The following is a 15,605-nucleotide window of genomic DNA, read 5'->3' on the forward strand; positions in this document are numbered from 1 at the left end:
ACAAATCTACATGAATAATTTTTTGGAGGGATCCCATGTTTTGTTTTGTCGTGTTGCATTATCTGGTTAAAGAAGAAACGATTTTATGCGTGAATAGTATTCTGCAATTGATAGGAGAAAAGCGAATCATTATCGTAGATAATGCGTCACCAAATGGTTCTGGAAAAGAGTTAGAACAGATCTATTCTGAAGTGCCCAACATTGATGTGATCGTCTTGCCAGAAAACGTTGGATTTGCGAAGGGAAATAATGCTGGTTACCTATATGCAAAAAAAAATTATCAACCAGAAAGTATTGTGATCATGAATAATGATATCCAAATTGCTCAGCAGGATTTTATTATTACAGCCAAAGAACTCTATAAAGCGGAGAAGTATGCGGTTTTGGGTCCGGATGTCTATGCGACATCTTTGAATATCCATCAAAGTCCGAAGCGATTGACGCATTACACACAGGAGGAAGTCCATCGGCTTTTGAAGCAGTATGAAAAGAAATGTTCACAAAAAAGGCTAACGAGAATTAAGTGCCGAATCAAGCGAGTAAAAGCATTAAAACGTTTTGTGTACCATCGGCGAATCAAGAGAAATCTTATTGATCATCGAAATACTTATTACGATGTCCCGTTGCATGGGTCTTGTTTGATTTTTTCAGAACCCTTTATTCAACAACGGGATTACGCTTTTTTCAATGAGACATTTATGTATTATGAGACAGAAATTCTTGACTATGAGTGTCAAAAAAAGAAGTTTAAAACGATGTATACACCTCGACTACAGGTTTTGCATCATCACAACGTTGCTACAAATCAAACTTTTCAATCGGATATTCAGAGAACAGTGTTTATGAATACAACGATCCGAGAATCGTTGTCAGCATTCCATACATTGATGGAAAAAGATGGGGCAGAGGAAATCTTTTCTGAATGATCATTGGAAAATTGGAGGAAGAATGTGTTGATTTTTGTTCTATTTATTATTGAGATTCTTTTGATTTTCTTGGCATTTTATCTTATGGGGTATGATCTGTTTAGACCTTCGGTCGTTTTTCTGTCTGTCTTTGCCCTAAGCACTTTTTTTGCCTTATTAAATGTCTTCAATTGGCGAATTGATTATCTACCAAAAACGCTTGCGATTATGGTAACTGGTTTCTTACTTGCAATCGTGGCGGATTATTTGGTCTACCTTTTTCATTCGCGATCTATTGGGCATTCACAGGAGTTACAGGTATTAGTGATTGAAAAATGGAAGGTTTTTGTCATTTTGCTCGTTCAACTAGCGGCTCTTTTTTTGTATTATAAGGAGATCAAACGTCTAGCAGTTGTTAGCGGGTATGTTGAAGGCGCAAATCTTTTGTGGCATTTTAGGAATGCGACTTCTTATACAGCCGAGGCATCCATCAGTGGGTTCGTGAGTTTGTTTGTAAAAACTTCTGATGCCATAGGTTATGTATTTACCTTTGTGTTTATTCAAAATACCTTGTCCAAAAAAATCAAGCTGAGATCGTATTATTTTTATCTTTTCCCCATTGTTTTGTTTGCGATTCGAGTCTTGATGGGCTCTGGAAGACAAGAGTTATTACGATGGGTAGCCTTTTCTGTCGTGATTAGTTATATTCTGTTGCACTATCGTTCTGGCTGGTCCACAAAGAAACTTTCCTTTCGATATATGAAAAAGATTGTGGTGATTCTACCAATTACACTGGGTCTTTTTTATGTTGCGGCGAATGTCATTGGTCGGGAAACGACACGTACCTTTTTTCAATATATTTCAACTTATGTCGGAGGTTCGATTCAGCACTTTAATCAGTACTTAACTGAACGTCCTTTAGTTGTGGAAAAACATTTTGGCGCAGAGACCTTTCCTGCAGTCTACTCATTTCTTCATCGTTTAGGTGTGACTCATTACACACGAAGTGTGCATCTTGAAATGCGCCAGTTGGGGATCACACAAGGGAATATTTACACTTTTTTTCGTCGGCCGTATCATGACTTTGGTTTACTTGGAATGTGTCTGATGGTATTTTTCGTGATCCTTCTATTCTCCTTATGGTACTCCTCTTTCAAGAAAAAAACACTTGGTCCAAGGACCAATTACTCGATGATCTGTTATAGTTATCTTTTTTACTGGATTGTCCTTGCCTCTATTGAAAATTACGCAATCGGTTTGATTTCACTAGGAACAGTGATGACGTTACTTCTTATCAAGCTGGTCTATTTTTTCTTATTTGGTTTTTCTTTGAAAAGATGGAGACCTCAAATAGGCTATTTTGACCCTCTTGAGAAGGAATCGTCTATTCTAAAATGATGGAAAAGTGAGGGTACCTTTGAATACGAAAGCGAAGAATCTACTAAAGAATATTCATTATACTGTCACAGCGAACGTTCTTGTTTTAACAATCTCAGTTTTATTAAACCTATTTGTCCCCAAATTTATTGGGGTAGAGGATTATAGTTATTGGCAACTCTATGTTTTCTATTCTTCCTATGTGGGCTTTTTTCATCTCGGTTGGTTAGACGGCATCTACTTGAAGATTGGTGGGAAAAAGTACGAGGAATTGGATAAATCAACATTAGGGAGCCAGTTTTGGTACTTCTTTATATTTGAATGTGGTTTATCACTGGTGTTCAGTCTGTTTGTTTGTTTATTGCCAATTTCAGAACCTAAGGTTCCTATTCTATTATTTACAGCACTTGTTTCAATCATTAGAAACTGTACGACGTTCATTCTTTACATCCTGCAATCCACGAATCGAATCAAAGAATATGCCCAGGTATCAAGAAATGACCGGTATGTTTACTTAGTTTTTTTAAGTGTCTATCTCTTTTATGGCGGGAGAAATTATCTCTTACTGATTCAACTTGATGTTCTGGCGCGTCTTCTTGTGACGATTTGGGGATTCCTCAAACTGAAAGATCTCTTTTCCTCTAAACCTTTAAGCGTTTCATCCCTTCGACAAGAAATTTTCCACAATGTCAAAGTTGGTAGCAATCTCATGATTAGTAATATCGTGGGCATGTTGATTATTGGGGTTTCTAGAGTTCTGATTGAACTACATTGGACTGTTGAGACCTTTGGAAAGCTGTCTCTGACTTTAGGAATTTCAAACCTATTTATGACCTTTATCAATGCAGTAGGAGTGGTGTTGTTTCCGTTGTTGAGACGAACGAATCCTCAAAAATTAAGCGCGCTTTATCAGACCCTTCGGGCAGTGTTTGTGCCAATTTCTTATAGTCTTCTACTTGTATATTATCCGTTGAAGTTGATTCTAGAAAGTTGGTTGCCAGCATACAAACAAAGTTTTCTGTTTATGGGCATTTTATTTCCGATGATTCTTTTTGAAGGCAGAATGTCTCTTCTTGTAACAACGTATTTAAAAACGATCAGAAAAGAGAAACTGATTCTCTCCGCCAATGTGGCAGCATTATTATTTTCAGTTGTTGGATCATTCACCGCGATTTTTTATTTGGAGAGTCTATTAGGAGCAGTCGGGATAATTGTTCTTAGTTCAGCGATTCGTTGTGTGATTGGAGAGATTCTTTTAGCCAGAGCGATAAAGTTGAAGATAATAAAACCATTAGTGATCGAACTGACCTTGACCATTATTTTCATTTTTGGAAATAGTTGGCTACGAGAACTGACAAGTTTTATTTGTTATAGCAGTTGTTTTTTGTTGTATGTACTCTATGATCGTTCTTCATTTTTAAGTAACTTGAAACGATTAGTGAGACTTTCAAAAGCGTAATGCAAATAAATAGACCATGAATATGAGTAAAGGGGCTAAGAGAAAGGATAAAAATGGAGCATTATTCTTATAGTGGGAAGCGCAAGAATCATTTGAAGAGGCCATTTTTTGTTTTGTTGGGAGGGGGATTGTCGTATTCGCAATTGTAGGTATGGGGACAAAAACCTATCGCGAGGCAAAATTGACGACAGATCAAACATATAGATTGGTTTAGCCGAAGAAGGATTCGACGGATCGGAAAGGGCTAATCACAAGGAATGTTTCTCTCATTCACTGTTTTATTAATAGGTATTGATACAGTGGATTTGAGACGCGTAGAAAAGGCCTATCAGATGCAATGATGCCACTGCAATGAATCCAAAGAAGAAGCAGAGTTTATTGGTGAGTCGACCACGAGATACTTATGCAGAAATCATAGGTCATTCAACAAAAGATAAAATCAATTATGTTATGCCTTTGTCGGGATTGAAGTGACTAATTCACTTGATTTTATGCAGGGTGGCAAAACTTTTCTAAGAGAGGGTCAAGAAGTTAACTGGAGATAGGGCATTGAAGCATTTTTGGATGAGTTATGTCGATCCCAATGGGAAATATGGTTGGCAACAGCGGCAGTAGTGCCTCCTCATAGGAGTAGCAAAGAAAACGCTAAGTGGAGAAGGGTCACCCGTTCGCAAAACACTCAATTTAACTTGGAGCGAACTTGAAGACAGATTTACGTTTGATGAAATGAAAATACTAGCGCGAGACTACCAAACAGCTTTCACTCATATTGAATTTGAGCTGAAAGATGAACTATTTACACAATGAGGAATATTGTATCGGCAAGTATCGAAAGAAGAGATCAATCGGATTAGAGATAAGATAGTAAAAGCAGTCGATTATCATCTTATCTTGTTAATATCTGTATGGGCCTGATGGACAGTTTAGTGTTTCAGGGTTGGTTTGAATGCAAAAATTATAAGTTAGGGACGTAGCAAAATTCCTTATCATTATGAATGGCTGAAGACTTTATTGTGCTTTACATAGCGCTTGTTTGAATGCTCTTTTCCATTTTTTTTACTTGTACTTGTGAAAAAACAATAATCCAATTTTGATGATTTATTTATTATATACGATAGAGATAACCAAAACGTGTTAGATTATGTGTTTCCCCTTTTATTGAAAGAAAGTAGATACTTCATTCTTGTTAGAATAGTGAGGGATTATTATGAAAAAATTGTTAAGTGAAAGTAATGATCAACAGCTTCAAATTTGTCATTATATACTATCTAGTCCCAAACAGTCGAGATCATCCAAAGAAATCCAAGACGCACTAAATCTGAGCGAACATATAGTGAAAACTCGCTGCGATGCTTTGATCGCTGATATTCAGCAGATAGCAGAAACTCCCATGCATTGTCTACTAGAGTACGCATTTAATCAATATAAAATTTCTGGTAGCTCTGGCGACATAATAAATAGATTGCTGTTGAAGTACGGAAAGAAATCGCGAATTTTTCAACTTTTGCATATGATCGTAACGAAGAGTTATGTAGCTATCTCGAACTATCAGGATATTGCGTTTGTTGGGGAGTCTAATGCTTATAATATGAAGGATAATCTGAAAGACTTTTTATCGGATTATGGATTGTCAATTGGAAAAAAGAATCAATTGATTGGAGAAGAATATGTAATTCGTCAATTGTTATATTCTATTTATTATACAATATTTAAAAATCTCGAGATTCCGTTTGAATCATATATAGAAAATGAGGCGCAACAAATATTCAATCAACTTTTGAAAGAAGAATTGTGTTCTTTTGAACTAAGTGAAGCGGACAAAAACAAGCTCCTTACCTATTTAATGATCACAGTACTTCGAATCAATCATCAATATTTTTTGCATGAGAAGAATAAATACTTTCCATCTGAGAGGAGGTTCACGCAAACTATTCAGTTTATTCAAAAGAGGTTCAAACTTTCAAATGAACGAGCAAATTTAGAGTGGCAGTTAATAAAATCATTTCTAGAAATTGAAAAAATAATCCCTTATGCGAATACTATATATAGACAGGAAACTACGCAAAAAATAAATAATGCTGCAGAAGGACTTCTGAAATATCTCGAACAGTATCGGATTGATAGATCAAATAAACAGACTCTAGAACTGATAGATTTTGGTTTCCGCAATATGTTCAAAATGGTATTTTTGAGTGCAAGTAAGCGCGTGGATTCTCTTTTCTACTTAAGAGAAATGGATGTGTCAGAGGGTGATTCTCTCCATCTTAAAATTTGTCATGCATTTATGCACTCGTATATTCAAGAAAAAGGTGAGGTGTACCAGAGTTTACTAAAGAATCATTTGTTGATGAGAGACCTTACGATTTCTTTGGAGAGAATACTTTTGGAAAGTGGTTTGAGATATGAAGTGTCTATTCGTTTAGATTTCAGCATGGGACCCTCGTATCAGGAATATATAAAAAAATGGATTCAACGTAGTTTAGATATACCAATCACTATTGTGGAGAATTCTAAAGAGAAGGCAAATATTTTAGTTACAGATTATCTGACAAAGTCAAGGAATGAAGAGCGATTGCTTATTTGGAGTAATCCATCAACGCCAAATGATTGGAAAGCGTTAAAAGAATGGATTAGAGAGGAACTGAGTAATCCATAAATATTCAATAGTGACATGATATTCACTGTACATGCACATAGGATAGCGTTTAAAATTTTGAGATATGTTTTAAAATAACTCTACCAAATTATTCTACTAACTATAAAAACAAAGATGAAAGAAGACTGAAACACCATGAAAAAAAGTCCTTCTCATTCTGTAATGGAAGCACAATTAGTTACATTTATTAATAAGATTATTAGGAATACGGCAACTAATTATTATAACAAAGAAAAGAATCGTTTGAATCGAGAATTTTTAGCAGAACCCGAGGCAATGACACTAATTTTGACAAATGGACAGTTGTCAAGGGGAGATAAACTGGAAACCCTTTTCGAGAGCGAAGTTATTGGTTATGGACTAGATAATCTAACAGATAAAGAGTGGAAACTATTGTGGATGAAATATGAATTAAAGATGACGGATAATGATATTGCAGAGAAGCTTCACATTTCAAGGCAAGCAGTCAATCGCCGAAAGAATCTTTTGTTGAATAAATTGCGAAGATTGTAGTTGATGATTTTTAGTTTTAAGTCCTACGAATCGGAGGGAAGACAAATGAGAGATTTATATTCCTTAGTTTTACGTGTTAAAAGAGGTGATGATGAGGCTTTTAGAGTGATTACCAAACGATTTGATCGGACATTACGGCATAATTCTAGTAGAAGAGGTTATTTTGAAGAGGATTGTTATCAGGAGTGTCTATTTAGATTATACATAGGACTGAAAAAATATAAAATGATGAATTAAATTTTTGTTTTTGTTGCTTTTTTTGATAGATGAATTGTTCTTTATATTTAGAAAGAACCTTGATCCTTGAAAATAGAATAATACCTATCAGTAATAACTTGACTATAAGGAGCAAGTTTTCAAATTCGCGATGAAAATTGTTTATTGAGCGATAAAAATTTGGAACAAAGCTAAATATGTCAATTGGCAGCCAAGATTTATAGTCATAATAATGATACTTCCGTAAGGCTCCTCGTAAACTGAGGAGAGGTGAAATTCCTATGGTGCTTTTGACAAAAGCAGCTGGTGGGTAAAATTATATGTGATAATTTAAAATAGCAGTTTTCTAGTATCACCTGGTTAAAATTTGTTGCTTATCTTAAAACAGTTTCCTTTTGCGTATAGTAGAAAAAATATTGTAATTAATATCAATAATAGAGAATGATTCTTGTTATGAGGTGTATAATTAGGATGCCTCTATTTTGGAAGGAGAGAAGTGTAAAACAACGATATAGACTTCATGATTCATAATAAATGAAGCTAAGATGCAAATCGTTTTTAAGGAGGTAGTGATTTTGAATACAGATATGGGTAAAGAAACTTATACTGTAAAGGAAATTGCTGACATACTCGAGATAAGTACTAAAAGTGCATATTTACTCTTGGATGAGAATTACTTTTCGTATGTTCGAGTAGGCAGGATTATACGAATATCGAAACGGTCGTTTGACAGCTGGCTAAACAGTGATGCTGGACAATAATTAGGAGAGATAATTATGGCATCAGTGGTTTCAAGAAATAAGAAGTTTGCAGTTGCGTATCGATATATTGATGAGAGCAATAAAAATAAGCAAAAATGGGAGTCTTTTGATACTAAGGCTGCTGCGAAAAAGAGAAAAAAATTTATTGAATTTTATCAAAGTGAAAATGGTCCAGTAATTGTTCCAATAGAAAGGAAAATAGTAGAGAAGGAAATTCTACAAGAACAAGTAAAGACAAATTCTGATTCAGTAACGGTCGAAGAATTTTTAAAAATATATGTAGAGATCTATGGTCAGGCGAATTGGTCGGTCACCACCTTCAGAAATAAAAAGTCCTTAATAAAAAATTACATTAACCCCTTAATTGGTAAGATAAACTTAGACCAATTAACTGCTCGCTTTCTTTCAAAATATTATCATGATTTACTTAGTGTTAAAGAGGCTGCAGGAAGTCGTCGGACTAATAATAAACTGTTAACCCCAAACAATGTTAAAAAGATTCATGATTTGATTAGGTCAGCGCTTAATCAGGCTATTGCTTGGGAGTACCTACCTACAACCTCAACCAATCCCGCTTCAAGAGCTGTTCTGCCGAAAGTCAAAAAGAATGAGAGAAAGGTTTGGGAATTGGAGACATTTAGATTTGCGTTGGATAATGTTGATGATGAGTTGTTAAATCTATGCATGCATTTAGCGTTCGCTTGTTCATTAAGAATCGGAGAAGTTTTAGGATTAACCTGGGATAATCTTGTAATTGATGATTTATCAATTACAACTGGAAATTCTCGTTTAGTGGTGGAAAAACAATTATTGAGAGTTTCAAAGGAAGCAGTCAACGCGTTAAGAGATAAAGATGTCATTAAAATATTCCCATCTAGTAAAAAGAATACAACAAGCCTCGTGTTGATGACTCCGAAAACTGAATCTAGTCGTCGTACAGTATGGATTCCAAAGACAGTTGCTGAGATGTTAGTAGATCATAAAAGAAATCAAGAAAAATTAAAAGATTTTTTTGGTAAGGAATATGTTGACTACAATTTGGTTATTTCGTATGAAGATGGGAAGCCTGTTGAAAACAAAGTAATTGGAAAACGTTTTAGAAAGCTGTGTGAGAAGTTTGATCTCCCAAAGGTAGATTTCCATAGTTTAAGACATTTAAGTACGATGTATAAGCTGAAAATGACAAATGGAGATATCAAAAGTGTTCAGGGGGATACAGGGCATTCAAAGGCGGACATGGTTACTGAGGTTTACTCTCATATAGTGGATGCGGACAGAAAGAACAATGCGGAGAAACTGAATCAAGATTTTTATGGAGAAGATTTATTACAAGATCAAGATAGGGAGATGGAGTTATTACAAATGATTCAATCGTTACCTAAAGAGTTAGCAAATAAACTGTTATCTATTAACAGTGCTGATGGATTAAAAAACTTGTTAGAAAAGGAATAGAGTCACGTGGGAATCTTTAAATCAATTATTTTTTTTGCTAACATGTTAGCAAAAAGGGAATGATGAAAAAATATTTAAGCAAAATAAAAAATCTGTTAGCAAATTTTAGGTTTACTAACAGATGATTTAAGTTGGTGTGAAGACATTTCTACGCAGTGACATCACAGGAGGGATTCGAACCCCCGACCGTCCGCTTAGAAGGCGGATGCTCTATCCAGCTGAGCTACTGTGACAGTAGTTTTGCAACAATTGCTATTATAGAAAAACTACCCTTGATTGTCAATGCTAATTCGTTATTTTACTGATTCAAAAAGATATTCTTTGATTAACTTCAATGTTTTTGGGTTTTCAATCAATGAACCGTGGTCAGCTTGTTCGTCTACAATAATTTCTTTATATTTTTCACTATCATTGTAAATCAGACGTCCGCAAAGTACGCTCGTCAATGGGACTGTGTTGTCAGAGTTTTGATGATCGGCATTCCCAGCGATGTTATAGACCGTAATGTTTTTTGGGATATTGTTTTTATTTTTCAAATAGTACTTCAATAAGGGACTTTCGGCTTTTGGTTTTTTGAAGGTTGAACTATTCTCATTGTAATCCCACGAAGTATCGTTGTATGGAGTCCCTAGTGTAATCAAATGATAGAGCGAGGGGTCATTGCTTTTCTGTTCGTTTTCCAGGTAACCGGTGATAATTAAGCCTCCATTGGAATAACCTAAATAATCATAGGTATTAAAGGTATAATATTTTTCAGCATATTCCAAAGCTTTTTGAAACCATCGAGATTGCTTAGGAAGTGCTGGGTCTGAACCATCTTCGAAAGCAACAGCGATGATAGGTCGTTTTGTTTGTTTGGTAAAGTGGCCTGATGAGGTGATCGAATCATCCTTATGAACCGTGATTTTGACTTCATCGACATTCTTTTCTGTTTGCTTTAGGGAATCAACAAGGCTGTCGAAACGATCAACGTTACCATTCGTGCCTGGAACCATGATGACTGGTGCAGAGATCGGTAAAGGATCAGTTGGATTTTTGGATGCATGGACGTGTCCTTTCACCGCGAATAAGAGTATAGCAAGGATGCATACGAATATAATTAATAAGCTACTTTCCATTTTTTTGTACTTCACAGGAAACTCCCCCATTTCAGTTTCCTAGTGTACGCCAATTTTTCTCAGGCGCAAGCAAAAAGGCGGAAATTCAAAAAGGTTTCAAATTTCCGCCTTATATTCAGTGTCTAGATGCACGAACTAGCTTTTTTTTGTTAAATATGAGGAGCCATTTCTCAAAATTTTAGTCTTATTATTCAGCTAACTCCTAGTAAGGAAATCATTTTTCAAAAAACTCGTGAGAAATGAATCTGATTGTCGTTGCGCATACCATTCCGCTAATAACGCTAAAGAGTGAAGTGGAACTGGCAAAGCTGAGCGAGTTCATTCCGCTTTTCAAATTTTATTTTTCGAGATTAATGCTACGCCATCGCCCAAAGGAAGCAAAGTAGAAGAAAGGTCTGGTGATTTTGTCACTACTTCTAAAAATTCATTTAATTTGCGATGGATCGCCCGATTTTTGCGAGGGATTTCCTCAATCGGCTGCAAAACCGTTCCAGCTTGGAAAATATCGTCCACCATCAAAATGCCGTCATCTGATAATAGACGTAAACACTCCGGCAAGAAGGTAATATATTTTGATTTTGCACTATCCATAAAAATAAAATCGAATGGTCCTTCTAGGGTTTTCAGCAGATCCGCAGCATCCCCTTCTAATAAGGTGACCTGGTCATCTAAACCTAATTTAGCAAAATTCGCCTTCGCTTTTTCGATCATCACAGGAAAGCGGTCGATTGTAGTAATCTGAGTTTCTTTACTTAGAGATTCTGCCATTAAGCTGGCGGAAAAGCCGATCGCTGTACCAATCTCTAAAATATTCTTCGGCTGCTTTTGTTTCAATAAGAACTGTAAAAAGACGACTGTCTCATGAGGAATCACCGGTACACCATTTTCATGGGCCAATTCTTCTAATTCACCTAAAGAACCAGTTAATTGTTTTTGTTCGGTCCGTAGATAGTTCAGAATATCTTCATTAATAATTGGGCGATACATCATTTCATTACGCATTATACTTCCTCTTTCTCTAATAATTTACCTAATATCAGCCAGTCATCATGAATTTTTTCACTCAGAGAACGATTATAAAAAATTGCTGCCGGATGAAAAAGCGGGACGACTGTGTATTCTTTTCTAGATAGTTGATAATGATTTTGTGTTTCACTAAGCTCTAAAACAGGTCCATGATAGATACTACCGTGGCTTTCACTGATCTGCCAATTCGGTCCCAGTAGTCGTTGTAATCCGATGTTGCCTAATGTTGCGACGATGGATGGTTGAACCATAGTCAGTTCGTAATCTAAGATTGGCGCGTGAGCCAAAACTTCTTTTTTAGTAGGTGTCCGATTCGGATAAACGGTCTCAATTTCTTGTGTTCGTTTGTTTACTCGTTCCACCACTTTATATGGACGGCTTCTAACCGCGCTAGTAATATAAGTATTTTCTCGCGTGAGTCCAATTGATGCCATCGCTTGGATCAGTTCTTTTCCAGCTGCACCAGAAAAGGGGATATGATTCTCTACTTCATTCCGACCGGGTGCTTCACCGACCAGCATCAGCTTTGGTCGAATCGGCCCTTGACCGGCGATAAACCCTTCTAGCTGAAACCCCTTTGAACGTTCTGTTACCAGATCAACTAATTCTGTTGGATAATCCATCGTTACCACCTCGCCTTATTATAGTAGAAAAAAGCCAGCGCTGCGTCAATAAATAATCATTGACTTGATCTATCTTTTTTAGTAAACTATGAATGTTGTAATTGTGGAACCCACAGCTACAACCGCACAGAACAAGTTATTAAGAACTTCGGTCACTTGGGATGGCGAGTCTAAGTATATTATATAAGGAGGTGCCACAAGCATGTACGCAATCATCAAAACTGGCGGTAAACAAATCAAAGTTGAAGAAGGTCAAGCAGTCTACATTGAAAAATTAGACGTTGAAGCTGGCGAAAAAGTTGTCTTCGACCAAGTTGTTTTAGTAGGAGGCGAATCTACGAAAGTAGGAGCTCCTATCGTTGAAGGTGCAACTGTTGAAGGAACTGTAGAAAAACACGGCAAACAAAAGAAAGTCGTTACTTTCAAATACAAACCTAAAAAACATTCTCACCGTAAACAAGGTCATCGTCAACCTTACACTAAAGTTGTCATTGACTCAATCAAAGCATAAAAAAGAAGGTGCCTAAGTTGATCAAAGGTACATTCAATCGAAATCAAGCAGGACTAATCAGCGAATTTACACTGACCGGTCATGCAGAAGCGGGTCCTTACGGTAGTGATATCGTCTGCGCAGCTGTCTCTGCCTTAGCCATCAGTACTGTAAATAGTCTGGATGCACTAGCAGGTGTCATTCCGAATATCGAAACTAATGATGCTGAAGGTGGTTATCTTCATGTGGCGTTGAAGGAAGATGATTCGATGACCCAAGAGCAGATGAATATCTCGCAGATTTTGTTAGAGCATCTATTATTAGGCTTGCAATCAATCGAAACTGAGTATTTGGATTTCATCGAGATCCAAACAGAATCTAAATCATAGGAGGTGCAGCTCATGTTATTGAATATGAACTTACAATTATTCGCCCATAAAAAAGGTGGCGGTTCGACTTCTAACGGACGTGACTCAGAATCAAAACGTTTAGGTGCTAAACGTGCTGATGGTCAAACTGTTACTGGTGGATCAATTCTTTATCGCCAACGTGGTACTAAAATTTTCCCTGGTGTAAACGTAGGTATCGGTGGCGATGACACATTGTTTGCTAAAGTTGACGGCGTGGTACGTTTTGAACGTAAAGGTCGCGACAAAAAACAAGTGTCTGTATACCCAGTCGCTCAAGAAGCTTAAGAAATATATGCTCTATCCCTTGGTATATAAGGGGTAGAGCTTTTTTGTTTTTCTTAAATAAAATTTGAATGCCATTTTGAATGCCATCAAAAATTTGCGAATTTTGCTAATCTATCAGCTGTTTCATTTTTCTTCTTTTCACTTAGATGCGTATAGATTGAACTTGTAATCTCTAATGATGCATGCCCTAAGCGAACCTGTGCTTCCTTCATTGGGATGCCGGCTTCGTATAACATTGAAGCATGTGTATGCCTCCAGCCATGGGTACCAATATTTGGGAGTCCGACAAATTTAGATATTCTTGATGACCGCATATAAAGTGCTTGTCTATTAGAATAATTTCCTTGTAAGTCACAGAATATTATTTTTGTAGTTTTTGTTCCATTGTTATGGTGAAATATGTTCTGTTGGCTTCGCCAATGATTTATTATTCGTATCGTTTTATCATCAACTGAGATTATTCTTGTCGAGGTTCGTGTTTTAGGTGTAGATACGATGAAACCTGTTTTTGTTTGAGAGAGGCTTTTGGTTATTCTAAGAAACCCGTTGTTTGAATCTAAATCGTCATATGAGAGCGCTAAAGCTTCTCCGCCTCTAATTCCTGTAAAAGCCAAAGTTCTGTACATTGCGTAGTCCCATTCAGCAAAATATCGATACAGTAAGTTCTCACTTTTAATGTCCTCTTTTTTTGTTGAAAGATAATTGAGAACCTGTTTAACTTGATCCGTCGTATAAAACTTTATTTCTTTCTCTTTTCTTTTTCTTTTCACTTTTGGACGCATCACAGTCAGAAATGGATTAATAGAGACTAATTCCAAATTAATAGCAAATTCAAAAACTTTGATTACATATTGATGAATTACCTTATAAACTTGAAGAGCATCTGCCCACTTGTTAACGGATTCTTGAGCTAATTTGATATCAATTTTTGAAATACGTTTGTTTCCCAAAATTGGTAACACATGGATTTGGAAATATCGATTAGTTGCAATACTTGTTGATTCCTTCACCGTCTTCTCGTAACTCTGAAACCAGAGATCAAATACTTCTTCAAAGGTGACGTTTTTCGCCTTTTCCAACCCATGTTCTTCAAAATTCGCCTTCAATTTATAAAGCTCTTTCTGAGCTTCCTTCTTTGTTCTAAAATTTCTCCGTGTCGTTTTAATTGGTTTTCCCGTGCTAGGGTTAATTCCTAAATATGTTTGAAACTGCCAAGCTGTTGAACCATTCTTTTTCGTATATTGTTTAATTGTTCCCATTCTATTCTCCTTTATGTGTGGGGCACATAAGAAAGAAAATTACAGTAATTCTTGATTCCTTTTTATATAGTCTATTTTGTTTATGACCTCGTCTAATTGATCAAACGGAAGGGTATCGAAGAAGGCGGGTTCCCAAATGATTTCGTCATCTTTTGTTGTAATCGGAAAGCCCTCTTCATCAAGTTTTGGCTGTTTTGTAAATAATCGTTGAATGGCTTCTGCCTTCTCGTAGACCTCATTGATTTCGTGGACATATTGTTCGTTGAAGGCTTTTGAAAATCTCACCATTCGCTCAATCTTATCTTCATTTTCATCGATCCGCTCTAAGACTTTTGTAGTCTCTTCTAATGCGACTTCTTCTTCTGTTCCAAAAAGTTCTATTGGTCCCGCATTCAACACCTTTCTTAATTTCTCTAACGTTTCAAACGTTGGGTAGCGTATTCCTCGTTCAATATTGGAGATTGTTTGTTTCTGAAGACCGATTCGATCCGCTAATTCTTCTTGGGAAAGATGTTGTTCTTTTCTTAATCTAGCAATATTTCCACCAAAGTTTTCAATCATACTCTTCACCTCTTTGGCTTTAGTATACTCTCATAAACTGTGAATTCAATATAAATAAACTAAAAAGTTTATATAATAAAAAATAAAAAGTGTATTGACATATTATAAAAACAGGTATAGGATGGAGTTGGAATTAAGAAAGTTTACATAATGAATATTTAAGTGGTCTTTGAAAACTAAATATGGAGGGGTTGTATGACGATCGAAGAGACATTGTTGAGCTGGGAGAAAGAGACCTACAGTCGTATTTATGCGTTGACCAAAGAAGCGTTGGAAAACGCAAGAGAGGAGCATGACATAGTGAAACAGAAGTACTGTGCACAATATTTTGATGTCAGTGTCAACACATTAAAAGAGTGGGTGATTCACGGGTGTCCAGAAATTCGTTTAGACTCAGGAATGGTTCTTTATAGCAAGAGCGCTGTTCGAAAATGGTTATTAGGCTATCAAAAATAATTTGTGTGGGGCGCATTGAACAAAAGGGCAGCGAAAAA

At 36.2% G+C, this 15,605-nt stretch carries 17 protein-coding genes, 1 tRNA gene and 1 other annotated feature; of the genes, 12 read left to right on the top strand and 6 right to left on the bottom strand.

The window, feature by feature from the left end:
• Window positions 1-35: 35 nt before the first annotated feature.
• The 8 genes from IGI67_RS17155 (at window position 36) to IGI67_RS17190 (ending at window position 9,339) form a co-directional block, all read left to right on the top strand.
• Window positions 36-926, top strand: a complete 891-nt coding sequence (locus IGI67_RS17155; RefSeq protein ID WP_429958521.1) for a glycosyltransferase — start codon at window positions 36-38, stop codon at window positions 924-926.
• Between the two features lie 24 nt (window positions 927-950).
• The gene (locus IGI67_RS17160) at window positions 951-2,303 is read left to right on the top strand and encodes an O-antigen polymerase (protein WP_429958522.1); all 1,353 of its coding nucleotides are present in this window, start codon (window positions 951-953) and stop codon (window positions 2,301-2,303) included.
• Window positions 2,304-2,322: 19 nt separating this feature from the next.
• A complete protein-coding gene (locus IGI67_RS17165) occupies window positions 2,323-3,741 on the top strand; it encodes a lipopolysaccharide biosynthesis protein (protein WP_429958523.1) in 1,419 nt (472 codons plus the stop codon).
• Window positions 3,742-4,948: 1,207 nt separating this feature from the next.
• Entirely contained in the window at window positions 4,949-6,397 is a 1,449-nt protein-coding gene (locus tag IGI67_RS17170) for a helix-turn-helix domain-containing protein (protein WP_429958524.1), read from the top strand.
• Window positions 6,398-6,532: 135 nt separating this feature from the next.
• The gene (locus tag IGI67_RS17175) at window positions 6,533-6,910 is read left to right on the top strand and encodes a sigma-70 family RNA polymerase sigma factor (protein ID WP_429958525.1); all 378 of its coding nucleotides are present in this window, start codon (window positions 6,533-6,535) and stop codon (window positions 6,908-6,910) included.
• Between the two features lie 45 nt (window positions 6,911-6,955).
• A complete protein-coding gene (locus IGI67_RS17180; protein WP_429958526.1) occupies window positions 6,956-7,147 on the top strand; it encodes a helix-turn-helix domain-containing protein in 192 nt (63 codons plus the stop codon).
• Window positions 7,148-7,713: 566 nt separating this feature from the next.
• Complete coding sequence (locus tag IGI67_RS17185) at window positions 7,714-7,887, top strand: helix-turn-helix domain-containing protein (RefSeq protein ID WP_429958664.1); 174 nt, start codon at window positions 7,714-7,716, stop codon at window positions 7,885-7,887.
• Window positions 7,888-7,902: 15 nt separating this feature from the next.
• Window positions 7,903-9,339: a site-specific integrase gene (locus IGI67_RS17190; protein WP_429958527.1), complete on the top strand. Its 1,437-nt coding sequence runs from the start codon at window positions 7,903-7,905 to the stop codon at window positions 9,337-9,339.
• A 159-nt stretch (window positions 9,340-9,498) separates the two neighbouring features.
• Here IGI67_RS17190 and IGI67_RS17195 read toward each other — a convergent pair.
• The 4 genes from IGI67_RS17195 to IGI67_RS17210 all read right to left on the bottom strand — a co-directional run bounded on the left by IGI67_RS17195 (window position 9,499) and on the right by IGI67_RS17210 (window position 12,106).
• Window positions 9,499-9,572 (bottom strand) — tRNA-Arg (locus IGI67_RS17195).
• 60 nt (window positions 9,573-9,632) lie between these two features.
• Window positions 9,633-10,472 carry an alpha/beta hydrolase gene (locus tag IGI67_RS17200; RefSeq protein ID WP_429958528.1) on the bottom strand — a complete coding sequence of 280 codons (840 nt, stop codon included), beginning with the start codon at window positions 10,470-10,472 and terminating at the stop codon, window positions 9,633-9,635.
• A 315-nt stretch (window positions 10,473-10,787) separates the two neighbouring features.
• Window positions 10,788-11,459 (bottom strand): O-methyltransferase, encoded by a 672-nt coding sequence (locus tag IGI67_RS17205; RefSeq protein WP_429958529.1) that lies wholly within the window; start codon window positions 11,457-11,459, stop codon window positions 10,788-10,790.
• Window positions 11,459-12,106, bottom strand: coding sequence for a uracil-DNA glycosylase (locus IGI67_RS17210; protein WP_429958530.1), 648 nt, complete (start codon window positions 12,104-12,106; stop codon window positions 11,459-11,461). The genes IGI67_RS17205 and IGI67_RS17210 overlap by 1 nt, the downstream gene beginning before the upstream one ends.
• A gap of 110 nt (window positions 12,107-12,216) precedes the next feature.
• Window positions 12,217-12,288 (top strand) — a sequence feature (ribosomal protein L21 leader region).
• A gap of 20 nt (window positions 12,289-12,308) precedes the next feature.
• Here IGI67_RS17210 and rplU point away from each other — a divergent pair.
• From rplU to rpmA, 3 genes are read left to right on the top strand one after another with little or no spacing between them, the layout of a single operon-like run.
• Complete coding sequence (gene rplU / locus IGI67_RS17215) at window positions 12,309-12,617, top strand: 50S ribosomal protein L21 (protein WP_010740661.1); 309 nt, start codon at window positions 12,309-12,311, stop codon at window positions 12,615-12,617.
• Window positions 12,618-12,634: 17 nt separating this feature from the next.
• Window positions 12,635-12,985 carry a ribosomal-processing cysteine protease Prp gene (locus IGI67_RS17220; protein WP_429958531.1) on the top strand — a complete coding sequence of 117 codons (351 nt, stop codon included), beginning with the start codon at window positions 12,635-12,637 and terminating at the stop codon, window positions 12,983-12,985.
• Window positions 12,986-12,997: 12 nt separating this feature from the next.
• Entirely contained in the window at window positions 12,998-13,291 is a 294-nt protein-coding gene (rpmA, locus tag IGI67_RS17225) for a 50S ribosomal protein L27 (protein ID WP_010745708.1), read from the top strand.
• Window positions 13,292-13,377: 86 nt separating this feature from the next.
• Here the strand turns inward: rpmA and IGI67_RS17230 are convergent, their stop codons facing one another.
• Window positions 13,378-14,550: a tyrosine-type recombinase/integrase gene (locus IGI67_RS17230; protein WP_429958532.1), complete on the bottom strand. Its 1,173-nt coding sequence runs from the start codon at window positions 14,548-14,550 to the stop codon at window positions 13,378-13,380.
• A gap of 39 nt (window positions 14,551-14,589) precedes the next feature.
• The gene (locus IGI67_RS17235) at window positions 14,590-15,111 is read right to left on the bottom strand and encodes a helix-turn-helix domain-containing protein (RefSeq protein ID WP_429958533.1); all 522 of its coding nucleotides are present in this window, start codon (window positions 15,109-15,111) and stop codon (window positions 14,590-14,592) included.
• Window positions 15,112-15,306: 195 nt separating this feature from the next.
• Between IGI67_RS17235 and IGI67_RS17240 the strand changes: the two genes are divergently transcribed.
• Window positions 15,307-15,567: a DNA-binding protein gene (locus IGI67_RS17240; protein WP_429958100.1), complete on the top strand. Its 261-nt coding sequence runs from the start codon at window positions 15,307-15,309 to the stop codon at window positions 15,565-15,567.
• Window positions 15,568-15,605 lie beyond the last annotated feature (38 nt).

It is taken from the genome of Enterococcus sp. AZ196, assembly GCF_050498845.1.
Classification (GTDB): Bacteria; Bacillota; Bacilli; order Lactobacillales; family Enterococcaceae; genus Enterococcus_A; species Enterococcus_A murrayae.